Raw genomic sequence first — 16,894 nt, 5'->3', positions numbered from 1 at the left:
CGCCTCCCTGCGACCGCCCCCGCCGACCCGCGCGCGTGCCCGCCGGGGGCCCCCCCCCTCGCCTCGAACCCGTGCACGCGTTCGAGGTAGTCGACCGACTCGAGCACCGACTCGTGCTCGATCGGCGTCGTCACGACGTGCGCGCGGCGGTCGTCGCGACGGAGGGCGGCGGCGATCGCGATGCCCTTGATCGCGAGGTTGTTCGCCTCGGTGCCGCCGGAGGTGAAGACCACGTCGCCGGCGCGGAGGCCGAGCATGCCTGCCACGCGCGCCCGGGCGTCTGCCAGGGCGTCGGCCGCCGCCTCGCCCACGGTGTGGTGGCTCGACGCGTTGCCGTACCAGCGGGTCAGGTACGGCATCATCGCCTCGAGCACCTCGGGGCGCACCGGCGTGGTCGCGGCGTTGTCGAGGTACAGCATGCTCATCGGGTGCTCCGGGGTGGATCAGGCGGCGTCGATGCGCACGTCGAGCCCGAGATCGAGGGCGCGCGCAGAGTGGGTGAGCGCGCCGACCGAGATCACGTCGACGCCGGTCTCGGCGATCGCGCGCACGGTGTCGAGCGATACCCCGCCGGATGCCTCGACCGTCGCCCGGCCGGCGACTTGGGTGACGCCCATGCGCAGGTCGTCGAGGGAGAAGTTGTCGAGCATGATCGTGCCGATGCCGGCGGCGAGCACCGGCTCGATCTGCTCGAGCCGGTCGACCTCGACCTCGATGTGCGTCGTGTGGGGGAGGAGGTCCTTCGCGGCGAGGAGCGCCGCCGTCGGCGAGACGCCCTTCTGCGCGAGGACCGCGAGGTGGTTGTCCTTCGCCATCACCGCGTCCGACAGCGAGTGGCGGTGGTTGCGCCCGCCGCCGTCGCGCACGGCCTTGCGCTCGAAGGCACGCAGGCCCGGGGTGGTCTTGCGCGTGTCGGCGATGCGCGTGCCGGTGTGCGCGACCTCGGCCACATAGGTGCCGGTGATGGTCGCGATGCCCGACATCCGCTGCACGAAGTTGAGGCCGATCCGCTCGGCCGTGAGCACGCCGCGCGCCGGACCGGTGACGACCGCCAGCACGGCGCCGGGTTCGAACCACTCGCCGTCCTCGACGACCAGCTCGACGTCGATCGCCGGGTCGGTGAGCCGGAACGCCGCCTCGAACACCTCGCCACCAGAGAACACGCCCCGTTCGCGCGCGACGAGATCGGCGCGGGCGACCGCGTTCTCGGGGATCAGCGCCTCGCTGGTGAGGTCGCCCCACGGCGCGTCCTCTTCGAGGGCTGCGGCGACGGCACGGTCGATCACGGCGCGGGTCAGCATGCGACGGGCTCCTTCGAGAGGTGCGAGGCGGGGGAGTTCTGAGCGGCGGTGCCACGCGCTGCGGCGAGAAGGGCGGGAGCCTCCGCGGGCGTCCCGTCGGAGCGGAAGTGCGCGCCGACCGACTCGCGGCGCGCGAGGGCGGCCGCGACGAGGTGCTCGGCGACGAGGAGCAGGTTCTCGTCCTCGAAGTCGTGCTCGGTGACCGGGGTGCGCTGCTGCGCGCGCCAGGTCGAGATGACGGATGCTGCGTGCCCGAGGCCCGCTTCATCCCGCACGAGTCCAGCATCGTCCCAGAGGAGCTCCTGCAGCGCCGGCCGCGAGAACGCCGGTGCGTCTGCGGTGTCGCCGCCGCGCCTGCTCGCGGTGAGGGCGGGTGCGGGGAGGACTGGCCAGGATCCGGAGGCCGCGTCCTCGGCGATGACGTCACCCGCGCGTGCGCCGAACACGGCGCCCTCGAGCAGCGAGTTCGAGGCCAGACGGTTCGCGCCGTGCACGCCGGTGCGCGCGACCTCGCCCACGGCGTAGAGGCCGGGCAGGGTGGTGCGGCCGAACAGATCGGTGCTGACGCCGCCCATCAGGTAGTGCGCAGCCGGCGTGACCGGGATCGGCTCGCGCGCCCAGTCCAGGCCCCGCTCGCGCACCGCGCGGTCGATGGTGGGGAAGCGGCGGGCGAGGAAGGCCGCGCGCTCATCGGCATCCTCGGAGTGGATGTGCGTCGCGTCCAGGAACACCGGGCGGCCGTGCTGCGCCTCCATCTGCCGTGCGATCGCGCGGGCCACCACGTCGCGGGGCGCGAGCTCGCCGTCGGGGTGCGCGTCGAACGCGAACCGGCGGCCGTGCTCGTCGACGAGGGTCGCGCCCTCGCCGCGCACGGCCTCCGAGACCAGGAACGAGTCGCCCACCGCCAGCACGGTCGGGTGGAACTGGAAGAACTCGAGGTCCGCGACGTCGGCGCCGGCACGGATCGCTGCGGCGATGCCGTCGCCCGTGGCCACCTCGGGGTTGGTCGAGTGTGCGTACAGCTCGCCCGCGCCGCCGGTCGCGAGCACGACCGCGTCGGCCGTGACGATCTCGCGACGGCCGGCCGCAGCTGGGCCCACGCGCCCGGAGGCTCCGCGCAACGCGTCAGCGGTGCGTGGAGAAGGCGTGGGGACCGAATCACCGACGATCAGTTCGACGCCGCTGACGCGACCGTCCGTCAGGACGAGGTCGACGAGGAATGCGTGCTCGATCACCACGACGTCGCTGGCGCGCAGCCGCGCGACGAGCGCCTTCTCGATGGCCGTTCCGGTGGCGTCGCCGCCGGCGTGGAGGATGCGGGGATAGGAGTGCGCGGCCTCGAGCCCCTTCACGAAACCGCCGGTGGCGTCGCGGTCGAACGCGACGCCGAGCGCGATCAGCTCGCGGATCCGCGCGGGACCCTCGTCGACGAGCACGCGCACCGCGGCCGGATCGCTGAGACCCGCGCCGGCGACCAGCGTGTCGCGCACGTGGTCGTCGGCGCGGTCGTCGTCGAACATCACGCCCGCGATCCCGCCCTGTGCGAAGCGGGTGTTGGCGTGCTCGAGCACGTCCTTCGTCACGAGCGTGACGCGGCAGCCGTGCTCGACCGCGTGCAGGGCGGTGAGCAGCCCGGCGATGCCCGAGCCCACCACGATGGCACCCGGCCCGCCTTCGGTTTCGTGCACCGTCATGAGGCGTTCTCCCACGCGGCCGCGGGTGCTGCCGGCGGCTTGGCCGCCAGCATCCGCTCCAGCGCCACCCGTGCCGGATCCGCAACGGAAGCCGGCACCGTGATGCGGTTGCGCACCTCGCCCGCGACGAGACCCTCGAGCACCCACGCGAGGTAGCCGGGGTGGATGCGGTACATCGTCGAGCAGGGGCACACGACCGGGTCGAGGCAGAAGATCGTGTGCTGCGGGTGGTCGGCGGCGAGGCGCTGCACGAGGTTCACCTCGGTGCCGATCGCGAACGTGGTCGGCTCCGTCGCTGCCTCGATCGCCTTGCGGATGTAGTCCGTCGAGCCGGCCTCGTCGGCGGCGTCGACGACCTCCATCGGGCACTCGGGGTGCACGATCACGCGCACGCCCGGGTGCTCGGCGCGGGCCCTGTCGATCTGGTCGACCGAGAATCGGCGGTGCACCGAGCAGAAGCCGTGCCACAGGATGACGCGGGCGTCGGCGAGCGTGGCGGTGTCGGAGCCGCCGAACGGCTTCCGCGGATTCCACATCGGCATCTGCTCGAGCGGCACGCCCATCGCCTTGGCGGTGTTGCGGCCGAGGTGCTGGTCGGGGAAGAACAGCACGCGGCGTCCGTGCTGGAACGCCCACTCCAGCACCGTCCGCGCGTTCGACGACGTGCACACGATGCCGCCGTGGCGTCCGACGAACCCCTTGATGGCGGCCGAGGAGTTCATGTACGTCACGGGGATGACGGGAACGCGCCCGTCCTCGTCGACGGCGTCCATGTCGCCGTAGACGTCGGCGAGCTGCTCCCAGCACTCCTCGACCTGGTCGATGTCGGCCATGTCGGCCATCGAGCAGCCGGCCGCGAGATTCGGGAGGATCACGGCCTGCTCGGGACGTGACAGCAGATCGGCGGTCTCGGCCATGAAGTGGACGCCGCAGAACACGATCGCCTCGGCGTCGGGGTGCTCCAGCGCCGCGTTCGCGAGCTGGAACGAGTCGCCCACGTAGTCGGCGTGCACCACGACCTCTTCGCGCTGGTAGAAGTGCCCGAGCACGACGACGCGGTCGCCGAGCGTCGCCTTCGCGGCGCGGATGCGCTCGTCGAGCTCGGCCTCGGACGCCTCGCGGTACTCGCGGGGCAGCTCGCCCTGGCGCGGCGACCCGGTGGGGATGACGTCGCCCATCGACGAGCCGGGGCCGTACCCGGGGCGCGTGTCGAAGTCCCAGGGGCCGGCGGCGAGATCGGTGTTGCAGGTCTCGCCGACGACGGCGCCCGCGACGATCGCCTGGATGGCGTGGTCGACCGAGGCGTCCAGTTCGGGGCGGGGCTGGAGGGTGATATTCACCGCAGGCATGTCGGGTGCTCCGTTCGGGGGATCAGTGGCGGGCGTCGAGCGGGCCGCGGTCGGCGAGCTCGACGTCCTGGTTGTAGCGGTAGAGCCGCGCGGGGCGGTGGCTTCCGGTGCGGAAGCGGTCGGTGGGGATGAGGGTGCCGGAGTTCTCGACCTGACGGCGGAAGTTCGCCGGGTCGAGGCGGCGGCCGAGGATCGCCTCGTAGACCTCGCGCAGGTCGGCGAGCGTGAACTCGTCGGCGAGGAGGCCGTGGGCGATGCGGCTGTAGCCGACCTTGTTGCGCAGGCGCCACAGCGCGTAGTCGACGATCTCGTTGTGGTCGAAGGCGAGTTCCGGGAGGGCGGCCGCGTCGAACCACTGCACGTTCTCGACGGATCCGTCGGTGATCTCGTCCGCGCGCAGGAGCGCCCAGTACACGATCGAGACGACCCGCGTGGGGGAGCGGTCGACGGCGCCGAACGCGTACAGCTGCTCGAGATAGCTCGGTGCCAGCCCGGTCGTCTCGGCGAGGGTACGGGATGCCGCAGCATCCAGTCCCTCCGTCGCGTCCAGCCATCCGCCGGGGAGCGCCCACTGGCCCTCGTGCGGATCGCGCGTGCGCCGCACCAGCGGCAGGACGACCTGCACGGCGTCGCTTCCGGGGAGCCGGCGGAGGGTGAAGATCACCGTCGACACCGCGACGCGGATCGTGTCGGCGTCGGCCGGGGCGCTGGGGGAGTGGGGGTCAGGTGCTGTTCTGGTCATGGTGACTCTAACTGTCTGATCCGATCATAGTGTCACTCTGACCAGAAGCCAAACCCCTCCCGTAACACCCGTCGCGACCCACCAGCCCGGACCGAACCGTTGCGAAGACGTGACGTACTCAGTGCGTTCCCAGGATGCGCAGGAGTGGGAATGTTTGTTAGGTTTACTAACACTCATTTGTTAAGGATCAGTACTTAATGAATGCACCGGGTGCCCGCGCACCTCCTCCCTGCAATGCCGCACGAGAGAAAGAACCAACGATGATTCGAAACGCGAAGCGCCGAGCGGCGCTCATCGCCGTCGCCGGGGCAGCCATCCTCGGTCTCGGCCTGTCGGGCTGCGCCACTGGCGGCGGCAACGACAGCGGCGATTCCGAGGGCCGCACGCTGCGGGTCTGGGCCGGAAGCCAGACTCCGATCGAGGCGAACTTCAACCCCTTCTCGCCGAGCGTGCTGCATGCCGCGCTCGGTCCGATCTACGAGCCGCTGTTCTTCTACAACAAGACCGCCGACGACGCGCCGGCCCCCATGCTCGGCGAGAGCTTCGAGTACAACGAGGACGGCACCGTCATCACGGTGACGCTCAAGGACGGCGTGAAGTGGAGCGACGGTGAGGACTTCACGGCGGAAGACGCCGCGTTCACCTTCAACTACGAGCCGAACCACCGCGACGGTCTCATCTCGGCGGAGGCCCCCGACGACACCACGCTCGTCCTGACCTACGAGACGCCGCAGTTCACGAACGAGTTCCAGATCCTCGGCACCACCTGGATGCTGCCCGAGCACATCTGGTCGGAGGTCGACGACTACACGACCTTCACCGACGAGGAGCCGGTGGGCACCGGCCCGTACGTCGTCGACAAGGTGACGGATGCCTCCTACACCGTCGTCGCGAACGAGAACTTCCGTGAGGAGGGCGTGCCGGCGATCAAGAAGGTGCAGTACATCGGCATCGACGCCAACCAGTCCGCGCAGGACCTGCTCACCGCGGGCGAGCTCGACTGGACCGGCATGTTCGTGCCCAACCCCGACTCGGTGACCTCGAACGGCGTCATCAGCATGCTGAACACGCCGCAGGACCCGACCGTGCTCTACACCTGCTCGAACGCCGAGCTCGGTTGCACGGGCCCGCAAACCGACGTCGCGGTGCGCCAGGCGCTCAACGTCGCGATCGACCGCGGCACCATCAAGGAGAAGGCGTTCGTCGGCCTGACCGGCGACATCTCGCCGACCTTCGCCCTGCTCCCGCGCGACCAGAAGTGGGTCGCCGACCCGGCCAACGAGGTCAGCCCGCAGTCGCCGGATGCCGCGGCCGCCGGTGAGATCCTCGAGGCCGCCGGCTACACCAAGGGCGGCGACGGCTTCTACGGCAAGGACGGCACCCCGATCGAGCTGAGCCTCATCTCGGTCGACGGCTGGACGGACTACAACGACGCGGCCAAGCTCATCAGCGAGCAGGCAGCGGAGGCCGGCATCAAGGTCAACGCCTCGACGGTGCAGTGGCAGGAGTTCTCCGATGCACGCCAGACCGGGGAGTACCAGCTGATCATGGGCGGCGTCATCGGCACCTCGGTCGCCGACCCGTTCCAGATCTACAAGGACTGGTTCGCCGGTGAGTCGACCTCGCAGGTCGGCGAAGAGGTCCCCGCCGGCCGCTGGAACTTCAGCCGCTACGACAACGCGATCGTGAACGAGGCCGTCGCCGCGGCCGCCGCCACGAACGACGAGGCCGTCAAGCAGGAGGCGTACGCCACCCTGCAGACCGAGATCGTCCGCGACCTCCCGTACATCCCGCTGGTGATCAACGCGACCCAGACGTTCTTCAACACGAAGGACTTCACGGGCTGGCCGACCGAGGACGACCTGTACGCGTTCCCGCCGGCCTGGGGCTCGGTGGCGGCCGGCTACGTGCTCCAGCACCTGGAGCCGGTGAAGTAATGCACGACCGGGCAGAAGCCGCGGCACGGAGGAGCAGGCTGCGATGAAGTTCTATGCGCGGCGGATCGCGTTCTATGTGGTGACACTCTGGGCGACGATCTCCCTCAACTTCCTCCTGCCGAGGCTTCTGCCCGGCGACCCCGCCGACATCCTCCTCGCGAAGATGCAGCGTGCCGGCGGGGAGATCAACGAGACCACGGTCCGCAACATCAAGACCCTGCTCGGCGGCGACTCGTCGTCGATGTGGGACCAGTACGTCGCGTACTGGGGCCGGATGCTGCAGGGAGACCTGGGCATCTCCATCACGAAGTACCCGGCCCCGGTGACGGACCTCATCGCCGCTGCGCTGCCGTGGACGGTGATCCTGGTGGGTCTCGCCACCGTCATCTCGTTCGTCCTCGGCGTCGGCATCGGCGCCTGGGTGGGGTGGCGCCGCGGCACGTGGGTCGACCACCTGGTGCCGTTCACGACGGTGCTGCAGTCCATCCCCTACTTCTGGCTCGCCCTGGTGCTCATCGCGATCTTCTCCGTCGCGCTGGGCTGGTTCCCGATCTTCGGCGGCTACGACGTGTGGGCCTTCCCCGAAGGCCCGGAGTGGAGCTGGGCGTTCCTCGGAAGCGCCGTTTACCACGGGTTCCTTCCAGCGCTCACGATCGTGCTGAGCTCGGTCGGCGGGTGGCTGCTCGGCATGCGCAACATGATGGTGTCGACCGTCTCGGAGGACTACATCGTCACCGCCGAGGCCAAGGGCCTGAAACCGGTGCGCATCCTTCGCACCTACGCGACCCGCAACGCGGCGATCCCGTCGATCGCCGGGTTCGGCATCTCGCTCGGGTTCGTCGTGGCGGGCTCCATCGTCATGGAGCAGGTGTTCACCTATCCCGGCATCGGCAAGCTCATGATCCAGTCGGTGCAGAACAGCGACTACGCGCTGATGCAGGGCGTCTTCCTGGTGATCACGATCGCGGTGCTCGCGGCGAACTTCATCATGGACATCGTCTACGGATTCATCGACCCGAGGGCGCGCCACAATGTCTGAGAGGCTCGAAGTGACCGACACGTCGACCGACTACGAGAGTCTCCCCGAGACCCTCTCCGACCGCACGATCGACCCCACCCTCATCGCGCCGGGCGCGATGATGTCGCCGCCCGTCGACGCCGACGTCGAGGCGGCGCGCGACGAGGCGCGCGCCGCGCGCCGCGGCTTCCGCCAGCTGCTGCCGAGGATGTCGCTGAAGCTCGCGCTCGGCCTCACCATCGTCATCGGCATCACCCTCTTCGGCATCCTCGGGCCGCTGTTCTGCCAGGACCCGACTGACTCCGACAACCCGGCGCTCTCGCCGCCGAGCGCGGAGCACTGGCTCGGCACGACCAAGCTCGGCTACGACGTGCTCGCCCAGCTCGCCTGGGGCACACGCGGCTCCCTCATGGTGGGCATCGTCGCGGGCCTCATCGCCCTGATCCTGTCGATCGTGTTCGGCATCCTCGCCGGCTACAAGGGCGGCTGGTGGGACGAGATCCTGTCGCTCTTCACGAACATCATGCTGGTCATCCCGGGTCTGCCGCTGGTGATGGTGATCGCCACCTACATCCCCGGAAGAAGTTGGATGCTGGTGGCCCTCGTCCTCGGAATCACGGGGTGGGCGGGGTCCGCGGTCGTTCTGAGGGCGCAGGCGCGCTCGCTGCGGTCGCGCGACTACGTGGCCGCCAGCCGGGTCGCGGGGGAGAAGACGGCGCGCATCATCCGCGTCGAGATCCTCCCGAACCTGCTGCCGCTGCTGGCCGCCCAGTTCCTCTTCGCGATCATCTTCGCGATCCTCGGCGAGGCGGGCCTCTCCTACCTCGGGCTCGGGCCGACCGGCTCGATCACGTGGGGCACGATGCTCAACGACGCGCAGACCGGCCAGGCGCTCGGCACCGGCGCCTGGTGGTGGTTCGTGCCGCCCGGCCTCATGATCGCGCTCCTCGGCGCGGGCCTGTCGCTCATCAACTTCTCGATCGACGAGATCATCAACCCGAAGCTGCGGCTCGCACCCGAGAACGCCCGGCGCGTGCGCCAGGCCAAGCGCGCCGGCCGGGGTGTCGAGTCGGTCCACGTCACGAACGGAGGCGAGGCATGAACGGCGACGCCGTCCTCACCGCGCGCAACATCTCGATCGAGTACGAAGTCGATCCGCCGGTCAAAGCAGTGCGCGATGTGTCGCTCACGCTCCACCGCGGTGAGATCCTGGGACTCGCCGGCGAGTCCGGGTGCGGAAAGTCGACCCTCGCGTACGGCATCAACCGGCTGCTCAAGCCGCCGGCGCTGATGACTGCGGGCGACGTCGTGTTCCACGACCGGTCGGGCGAGGACATCGACGTCGTCGGCCTCGCCGACGAGGAGCTGCGCCGGTTCCGCTGGGACAAGGTGTCGATGGTGTTCCAGGGCGCGATGAACTCGCTCAACCCGGTCATCAACGTCAGGGCGCAGCTGTTCGACGTCTTCACGACCCACCGCCCCGAGATGTCCAAGCGCGACAAGCAGCGGCGCAGCGAGGAGCTCCTCGAACTGGTCGGCGTCGACCCCAAACGCCTCACCAGCTTCCCGCACGAGCTGTCCGGCGGCATGCGGCAGCGCGTCATGATCGCGATGGCGCTCGCGCTCGACCCGCAGGTCATGATCATGGACGAGCCGACCACGGCCCTCGATGTCGTGGTGCAGCGCGGCATCATCCGCGAGATCATGCGCCTGCGCGAGAAGCTCGGGTTCGCGGTCATCTTCATCACCCACGACCTGCCGATGCTGATCGAGATCTCCGACCGCATCGCGGTGATGCTTCAGGGCGAGATCGTCGAGCTCGGCACCGCGACCGACATCTACCGCACGCCGCAGCACGACTACACGAAGAAGCTGCTGTCGAGCTTCCCGAGCCTGCGCGGCGACCGGGGCGACTTCGTGCGCACCGGCCATCAGCCCATCTCGGCGACGCTGGGCGCGGCCTCAGCAGAAGGAGGGGCCGCATGAGCGCTCAGAACCCGGTCGCGGGCTCACCGCGCACGCTGGAGGCACGGAACCTGGTCAAGGACTTCCGGCTGCGCAGCGGCCTGAAGTTCTCGACCCTCCACGCGGTGAAGGACGTGTCGTTCACGCTCGAGGCCGGCCGCACCATCGCGCTGGTGGGGGAGTCGGGCTCGGGCAAGTCGACGATCGCCAAGATGCTGGCCCGGCTCGAGACGCCGACGAGCGGGCAGATCCTGCTCGACGGTACACCCGCCGGCCGCCGCAGCCGCGACGTCGGCGCGTATCGCGGCGACGTGCAGATGGTCTTCCAGGACCCGTTCGCGTCGCTGAACCCGTTCCATTCGATCGAGCACCATCTGGAGCGTCCGCTGCGCATCCACAACCCGGGGATCGGCCGCGACGAGGTGCGTCAGCGCGTGCTCGAGCTCCTCGAGAGGGTGCGGCTCACGCCGAGCGACAAGATGGCAGAGCGTCGTCCGCACGAGCTGTCGGGCGGTCAGCGCCAGCGCGTGGCGATCGCTCGGGCGCTCGCGCCCGGCGCGCAGTTCATCATCGCCGACGAGCCGGTCTCGATGCTCGACGTGTCCATCCGCCTCGGCGTGCTGAATCTGCTGGCGCAGCTGCAGCGCGAGGACCACCTCGGGGTGCTCTACATCACCCACGACCTCGCCACGGCCCGGCACTTCTCCGACGAGATCCTGGTGATGTATCGCGGCGACATCGTCGAGCGCGGCCGCGCCGACGACGTGATCCTCGATCCGCAGCACGACTACACCCGCACTCTGCTGGGCGCCGCACCGGATCCCGAGAACCAGGGGATGCTGCGCGACGAGGTGCGTAGGGAGCTCGCCGCCGAGCGCCGCTGACCCGCCTCTGCACGCGGGTCCTCCCGACACGCCCGGGCGGCCGATCGGGGTCCTCTCCCAGCCTCGATGCGTAGCCTGACGAGACGGGTCCCGTCGGGAAGGGGTGAGGATGATCGTCGTCGACGTGATCGTCGTCCTCCTCCTCATCGCCGCCTGCGTCGCCGGCGTCCAGCGCGGCTTCTTCGCGAGCATCGGCACCTTGGCGGGTCTCGCAGCGGGCGCGTTCGCAGCGTTCTGGCTGACCCCGCTGGTGAGCGCCTGGGTGCCGTCGCCGGTGTGGCGCGGCCCCGCCGTGCTCCTCACCGCCCTCGGTCTGGTCTTCGCCGGCGCGGCGGTGGGCTCGGCGATCGGCTCGGCACTGCGCTCCGGCGCCGACCGGCTGAAGCTGCGGGGGATCGAGCGCTTCCTCGGCGGCATCGCCTCGGTCGTCGCCGCAATCCTCGCGCTGGCGCTCGTCGCCCCCGCGATCGCGGTCGCCGGCATCCCCGTCATCTCGTCGGCTGTGGCGTCGTCGGCCATCCTGCGCGGCATCGAGGCCGCCACCCCCGACCCCGTCGCCGCCGCCCTCGCACAGCTGCGCGGCGCCGTGCTCGACGACGGACTGCCGGGCCTCGGGCTGCTGCTCGGACCGGGGACCGCGGAGCCTGCGCCCCCGGTCGCCCTGGACGATCCCGAGCTGCAGCGGGCCGCAGCATCCGTCGCCCGCGTGTCGGGGAATGCGTACGCCTGCGGGCGCGGATCGTCGGGCACCGGCTTCGTCGTCGCCGAGGACCGCGTCGTGACCAACGCCCACGTCGTCGCCGGCGTCGACACGCCCATCGTCGAGCTGCCGGGAGTGCCCGCACGGGAGGGGCGCATCGTCTACTTCGACCCGATCGACGACCTCGCGGTGATCGCCGTGGACGACCTGGACGCCACCGCCCTGCCGTTCTCTCCCACGCTCGCGGCGGGCGCCGCCGCGGTCGTGCAGGGCTACCCGTACGGCGGCCCGTTCACGATGGTGTCGGCGAGCGTGCAGTCGGTGGGCGTCGCGAACGTGCCGGACGTGTACGACAGCTCGTGGAACCCGCGCGAGATCTATTCGCTGCAGGCCGTCGTGCGCCCGGGAAACTCGGGCGGCCCTCTGCTGACGGGCGACGGCGAAGTCGCCGGCGTCGTGTTCGCGCGGGCCGAGAACGACGACAACGTCGGGTACGCCATGACGATGGCCGAGCTCACCCCGGTCGCCGATCGCGCGCCTTCGCTCACGAACACCGTGTCGACGGGCTCCTGCGTCGGCTGACGGCACCGACCGGTATGCTTGCTCCGCAAGTCAATAACGGCCCATCACCCGGGCGGGAGAGCCTCGGCAGCGCGATCGCCGAGCACCGAAGGAGCAAGCCTCCCCGCCAATCTCTCAGGTACGCGTACCGTTCGGGCAGGCCGACTCTGGAAAGCGATTCTCGCGCAGCGAGGATCCGCCGACGGTGAAAACCCGCTCCCTAGCAGGACGGGCGAAACTCTCAGGCCCATGACAGAGGGGGAGTTCACAGGCGTCGATCGGACGCCTGCCCGTCCGCGACCGGGAGAACTCATGACAGAACTCCGTACGACTGCCCTGCACGACCGCCACGAGGCGCTCGGCGCCTCCTTCACCGACTTCGGCGGCTGGCTCATGCCCGTGCGCTACAGCTCCGACCTCGCCGAGCACCACGCCGTGCGCGGCGGTGCGGGCCTCTTCGACATCTCGCACATGGCCGAGTTCCTCGTCAGCGGGTCGGGCTCGGGCGCGTTCCTCGACTACGCCCTCGCCGGCGCGATCTCGCCGATGCGCCTCGGCAAGGCGAAGTACTCGCTCGTGCTCGCCGAGTCCGGCGGCATCGTCGACGACGTCATCGTCTACCGCCTCGCCGACGACCGCTTCCTCGTGATCGCCAACGCCGGGAACCGGGATGCTGTCGCTGCGGCGTTCGCGGACCGCATCGACGGCTTCGAGGTCGAGCTCGAGGATCAGACCGACGACACGTCCCTCATCGCGGTGCAGGGACCCGCTGCGCTCGAGATCGTCGAGGCGACCGCAGGCATCGCCGATGTCGTGCCCGCGTTCGCCGACCTCGGCTACTACGCGTGGTCCTCCGGGACGTTCGACGGCGAGCCTCTGTTCATCGCGCGCACCGGGTACACCGGGGAGGACGGCTTCGAGCTCCTCGTGCCGAACCGTGCCGCGGCCGCGCTGTGGGACGCCCTCCTCGGCGCGGGCGAGCCGCGGGGGCTTGTGCCCGCCGGGCTCGCCGCGCGCGACACGCTCCGCCTGGAGGCCGGCATGCCGCTGTACGGCCACGAGCTGTCGCTCGACATCGTCCCCGCCCAGGCGGGCCTCGGCCGCGTCGTGGCGGTCGACAAGGACGACTTCGTCGGCAAGGCGGGCCTTGGCGCCGTGGTCGCGTCCGACGCTCCCGTCCTCGTCGGCCTTTCGAGTGAAGGCCGTCGCGCCGGCCGTGCCGGCTACGCCGTGTTCGACGGCGCCGACGCCGCCACCCCCGTGGGCGAGATCACGAGCGGCGCGCTCAGCCCGACCCTGGGGCATCCCATCGCCATGGCGTTCGTCTCACCCGCCGCGAGCGCTCCCGGCACCGAGCTCTTCATCGACGTGCGGGGCACCCGCATCCCCGCGACCGTGACCGACCTGCCCTTCTACCGGAGGAACAAATGACCGATCTCACCGCCCTCAAGTACACCGCCGAGCACGAGTGGGTCGCCCTCGACGGCGACGTCGCGACCGTCGGCATCACCTCGTACGCCGCCGACAAGCTCGGTGACGTGGTGTTCGTCGAGCTGCCCGCCGTGGGCAGCTCGGTGACCGCGGCCACGGTCGTCGGTGAGATCGAGTCCACGAAGTCGGTCGGCGAGCTCTACGCGCCGCTGACGGGCGAGGTCGTCGCGGTCAACGACGCCGTCGTCGACGACCCGTCCCTCGTGAACGCCGACCCGTTCGGCGCCGGATGGCTCGTCAAGATCACGGTCGACCCCGCGTCCGTGGCGGACCTCCTCGACCGCGACGCATACATCTCGCTCACGGGCGGCGCCGAATGACGGGTCTGTTCGCCGACCGTCACATCGGGACGGATGCCGCAGCCCAGCGCACGATGCTCGACGCCCTGGGCTACGACAGCGTCGACGCGCTCGTCGAGGCGGCGGTTCCGGCATCCATCCATGTGAAGCCCCGCGCCACGAGCGACATCCCGCCCGCAGCGACCGAGGCCGAGGCGCTCGCGGAGCTGCGCGTGCTGGCGTCGCAGAACCGCACCGCGCGGCCGATGATCGGGCTCGGCTACTACGACACGCTCACGCCGTCGGTGATCGCCCGCAACGTGCTCGAGAACCCCTCCTGGTACACCGCCTACACGCCGTACCAGCCCGAGATCTCGCAGGGGCGCCTGGAGGCGCTCATCAACTTCCAGACGATGGTCACCGACCTCACCGGCCTCGCGACGGCGAACGCGTCCATGCTCGACGAGTCGACCGCCGTCGTCGAGGGCATGCTCGTCGCCCGACGCGGCTCGAAGGTGTCGTCGAACGTGTTCGTCGTCGACGCCGACGCGCTGCCCCAGACGAAGGCCCTGCTCGCGCATCGCGCGGCCGCGGTCGGCATCGAGCTCGTCGAGCTCGACCTCGCCCGAGGTGCGACCCTGCCGGACGAGCTGTTCGGCGTGCTGGTGCAGTACCCCGGCGCGTCGGGCCACGTGTGGGACCCGTCCGGCGTCGTCGACGCGGCGCACGTCGCCGGTGCGCTCGTCGTCGTGGCCGCCGATCTCCTCGCCCTCACGCTGCTGCGATCGCCGGGCTCGTTCGGCGCCGACGTCGCCGTGGGGACGACGCAGCGCTTCGGCGTGCCGCTCGGCTTCGGCGGTCCGCACGCCGGCTACATGGCCGTGCGTCAGGGACTCGAGCGGCAGCTGCCGGGCCGCCTCGTCGGCGTCTCGCAGGACGCCGCGGGCCACCCCGCCTACCGCCTCGCCCTCCAGACGCGCGAGCAGCACATCCGTCGCGAGAAGGCCACGTCCAACATCTGCACGTCGCAGGTGCTGCTCGCGGTCATGGCGTCGATGTACGCGGTGTACCACGGGCCCGACGGCCTCCGCGCGATCGCGACCGACGTCGCCAAGAAGGCCTCGGCGCTGGCTGACAGACTGCGCTCGTACGGCCTGTCGCTGCGGTCGGACTCGTTCTTCGACACCATCCGCGTCGCGACGCCCGGTGCTTCGCGCCGCGTCATCGAGCGCGCACGCGAGCGTGGGTTCCAGCTCTTCTGGGTCGACGACGCGACGGTCGGCGTCTCCGTCGACGAGACCACGACGGCCGACGACCTCGCGGCCGTGGCGTGGGCCTTCGGCCTTCCCGAGAACGAGTTCCTCGGTGCGGGTGAGCAGGGCGAGCGGGTGCTTTCCTTCACGGATGCTGCGCCCCTGGCGGGCGTGCCGTCCGGGCTGCATCGCGTCGAGGAGTTCCTCACGCACCCGGTGTTCAACTCGCACCGGTCCGAGACGGCGATGATGCGCTACCTCAAGCAGCTGTCCGACCGCGACTACGCGCTCGACCGCGGCATGATCCCGCTCGGCTCGTGCACGATGAAGCTCAACGCGGCGACCGAGATGGCCGCCGTGTCGTGGCCGGAGTTCTCGCGCGTGCATCCGTTCGCACCCGAGGAGGACGTGCACGGCTACCTCGCCATGATCGAGCAGCTCGAGGTGTGGCTCGCCGAGGTCACCGGGTACGACGCGGTGTCGCTGCAGCCGAACGCCGGCTCGCAGGGCGAGCTCGCGGGGCTCATGGCGATCCGCGGCTACCACCGCGCGAACGGCGACCTCGCCCGCACGGTGTGCCTCATCCCGTCGTCGGCGCACGGAACGAACGCCGCGTCCGCCGTGCTCGCGGGCATGCGCGTCGTCGTCGTCGCGTGCGACGAGGCCGGCAACGTCGACCTCGACGACCTCCGCGCGAAGATCGCGGCGCACGCCGACGAGCTCGCGGCGCTGATGATCACGTACCCGTCGACGCACGGCGTGTACGAGCACGACGTGCTCGACATCACGCAGGCCGTGCACGACGCCGGCGGCCAGGTGTACGTCGACGGCGCCAACCTCAACGCGCTCCTCGGCTACGCGCGCTTCGGCGACCTGGGCGGCGACGTCTCGCACCTCAACCTGCACAAGACGTTCGCCATCCCGCACGGCGGCGGCGGTCCGGGCGTCGGCCCGGTCGCGGCGAAGGCGCACCTCGCGCCCTACCTCCCGTCGCATCCGCTGTCGCAGCGCAAGGACCACGCCGGCGGCGTCTTCGACGGCGGACCGGTCTCGGCCGCACCGCACGGCTCGGCCGGCATCCTCCCGATCTCGTGGGCGTACGTCCGCATGATGGGCGCTTCCGGTCTGCGTGATGCGACGGCGGCGGCCGTGCTCGCCGCGAACTACATCGCCGTGCGTCTGCGCGACCACTACCCGGTGCTCTACACCGGCGAGGACGGGCTCGTGGCCCACGAGTGCATCCTCGATCTGCGTCCGCTCAAGGAAGCGACCGGGGTCTCGGTCGACGACGTCGCCAAGCGTCTCATCGACTACGGGTTCCACGCCCCGACGATGTCGTTCCCCGTGGCGGGCACGCTCATGGTCGAGCCCACGGAGTCCGAGGACCTCGGCGAGATCGAGCGCTTCATCGAGGCGATGATCGCGATCAAGGCCGAGGCCGACCGTGTCGGCGCGGGGGAGTGGCCGCAGGGCGACAATCCCCTCGCGAACGCCCCGCACACGGCCGAGTCGGTCGTCACCGAGTCGTGGGACCACCCGTACTCGCGGGAGACCGCCGTGTACCCGGTTCACACGCTGGTCCGCACGAAGTACTGGCCGCCGGTCCGCCGCATCGACCAGGCCTACGGCGACCGCAACCTGGTGTGCGCCTGCCCGCCCATCGAGGCCTTCGCCTGACGATCCCCGAGCCACGGGATGCCGGTGCCCCCGGCATCCCGTCG

General features: G+C 70.5%; 14 protein-coding genes and 2 riboswitches. Of the genes, 9 read left to right on the top strand and 5 right to left on the bottom strand.

Going from position 1 to position 16,894, the window contains the following annotated elements; genetic code table 11:
- The 5 genes from ACLBXX_RS20300 to ACLBXX_RS20280 form a co-directional block, all read right to left on the bottom strand.
- The coding region (locus ACLBXX_RS20300) for an aminotransferase class V-fold PLP-dependent enzyme (RefSeq protein ID WP_447659503.1) at nucleotides 1-419 on the bottom strand (419 nt) is incomplete at its 3' end.
- Nucleotides 420-443: 24 nt separating this feature from the next.
- Nucleotides 444-1,301: a carboxylating nicotinate-nucleotide diphosphorylase gene (nadC, locus tag ACLBXX_RS20295; RefSeq protein ID WP_447659502.1), complete on the bottom strand. Its 858-nt coding sequence runs from the start codon at nucleotides 1,299-1,301 to the stop codon at nucleotides 444-446.
- Nucleotides 1,295-2,995, bottom strand: coding sequence for an L-aspartate oxidase (locus tag ACLBXX_RS20290; protein ID WP_447659501.1), 1,701 nt, complete (start codon nucleotides 2,993-2,995; stop codon nucleotides 1,295-1,297). Before ACLBXX_RS20290 ends, nadC begins: the two co-directional genes overlap by 7 nt.
- Complete coding sequence (gene nadA, locus ACLBXX_RS20285; protein WP_447659500.1) at nucleotides 2,992-4,344, bottom strand: quinolinate synthase NadA; 1,353 nt, start codon at nucleotides 4,342-4,344, stop codon at nucleotides 2,992-2,994. The genes ACLBXX_RS20290 and nadA overlap by 4 nt, the downstream gene beginning before the upstream one ends.
- Nucleotides 4,345-4,366: 22 nt before the next feature.
- Complete coding sequence (locus ACLBXX_RS20280; protein ID WP_447659499.1) at nucleotides 4,367-5,086, bottom strand: NUDIX hydrolase; 720 nt, start codon at nucleotides 5,084-5,086, stop codon at nucleotides 4,367-4,369.
- 260 nt (nucleotides 5,087-5,346) lie between these two features.
- Between ACLBXX_RS20280 and ACLBXX_RS20275 the strand changes: the two genes are divergently transcribed.
- The 9 genes from ACLBXX_RS20275 to gcvP all read left to right on the top strand — a co-directional run bounded on the left by ACLBXX_RS20275 (nucleotide 5,347) and on the right by gcvP (nucleotide 16,850).
- Nucleotides 5,347-7,023: an ABC transporter substrate-binding protein gene (locus tag ACLBXX_RS20275; protein WP_447659498.1), complete on the top strand. Its 1,677-nt coding sequence runs from the start codon at nucleotides 5,347-5,349 to the stop codon at nucleotides 7,021-7,023.
- A gap of 43 nt (nucleotides 7,024-7,066) precedes the next feature.
- Nucleotides 7,067-8,062 (top strand): ABC transporter permease, encoded by a 996-nt coding sequence (locus tag ACLBXX_RS20270; RefSeq protein WP_447659497.1) that lies wholly within the window; start codon nucleotides 7,067-7,069, stop codon nucleotides 8,060-8,062.
- A gap of 97 nt (nucleotides 8,063-8,159) precedes the next feature.
- Entirely contained in the window at nucleotides 8,160-9,143 is a 984-nt protein-coding gene (locus ACLBXX_RS20265) for an ABC transporter permease (RefSeq protein ID WP_387146187.1), read from the top strand.
- Nucleotides 9,140-10,027, top strand: coding sequence for an ABC transporter ATP-binding protein (locus ACLBXX_RS20260; RefSeq protein WP_447659496.1), 888 nt, complete (start codon nucleotides 9,140-9,142; stop codon nucleotides 10,025-10,027). Before ACLBXX_RS20265 ends, ACLBXX_RS20260 begins: the two co-directional genes overlap by 4 nt.
- A complete protein-coding gene (locus ACLBXX_RS20255) occupies nucleotides 10,024-10,890 on the top strand; it encodes an ABC transporter ATP-binding protein (protein ID WP_447659495.1) in 867 nt (288 codons plus the stop codon). Before ACLBXX_RS20260 ends, ACLBXX_RS20255 begins: the two co-directional genes overlap by 4 nt.
- 109 nt (nucleotides 10,891-10,999) lie before the next feature.
- Nucleotides 11,000-12,172, top strand: a complete 1,173-nt coding sequence (locus ACLBXX_RS20250) for a MarP family serine protease (RefSeq protein WP_387146095.1) — start codon at nucleotides 11,000-11,002, stop codon at nucleotides 12,170-12,172.
- Between the two features lie 43 nt (nucleotides 12,173-12,215).
- A riboswitch (glycine riboswitch) is annotated at nucleotides 12,216-12,312 on the top strand.
- Nucleotide 12,313: 1 nt separating this feature from the next.
- Nucleotides 12,314-12,414: riboswitch (glycine riboswitch) on the top strand.
- A gap of 49 nt (nucleotides 12,415-12,463) precedes the next feature.
- Nucleotides 12,464-13,582 carry a glycine cleavage system aminomethyltransferase GcvT gene (gene gcvT, locus ACLBXX_RS20245; protein ID WP_447659494.1) on the top strand — a complete coding sequence of 373 codons (1,119 nt, stop codon included), beginning with the start codon at nucleotides 12,464-12,466 and terminating at the stop codon, nucleotides 13,580-13,582.
- Complete coding sequence (gene gcvH, locus ACLBXX_RS20240; RefSeq protein WP_045296801.1) at nucleotides 13,579-13,962, top strand: glycine cleavage system protein GcvH; 384 nt, start codon at nucleotides 13,579-13,581, stop codon at nucleotides 13,960-13,962. The genes gcvT and gcvH overlap by 4 nt, the downstream gene beginning before the upstream one ends.
- Nucleotides 13,959-16,850, top strand: coding sequence for an aminomethyl-transferring glycine dehydrogenase (gene gcvP, locus ACLBXX_RS20235; protein ID WP_447659493.1), 2,892 nt, complete (start codon nucleotides 13,959-13,961; stop codon nucleotides 16,848-16,850). Before gcvH ends, gcvP begins: the two co-directional genes overlap by 4 nt.
- Nucleotides 16,851-16,894 lie beyond the last annotated feature (44 nt).

This window comes from Microbacterium sp. C23T, from assembly GCF_053345975.1.
Note: the sequence above shows the minus strand (reverse complement) of the source record. Positions and strands in the feature narration are given on the sequence as shown.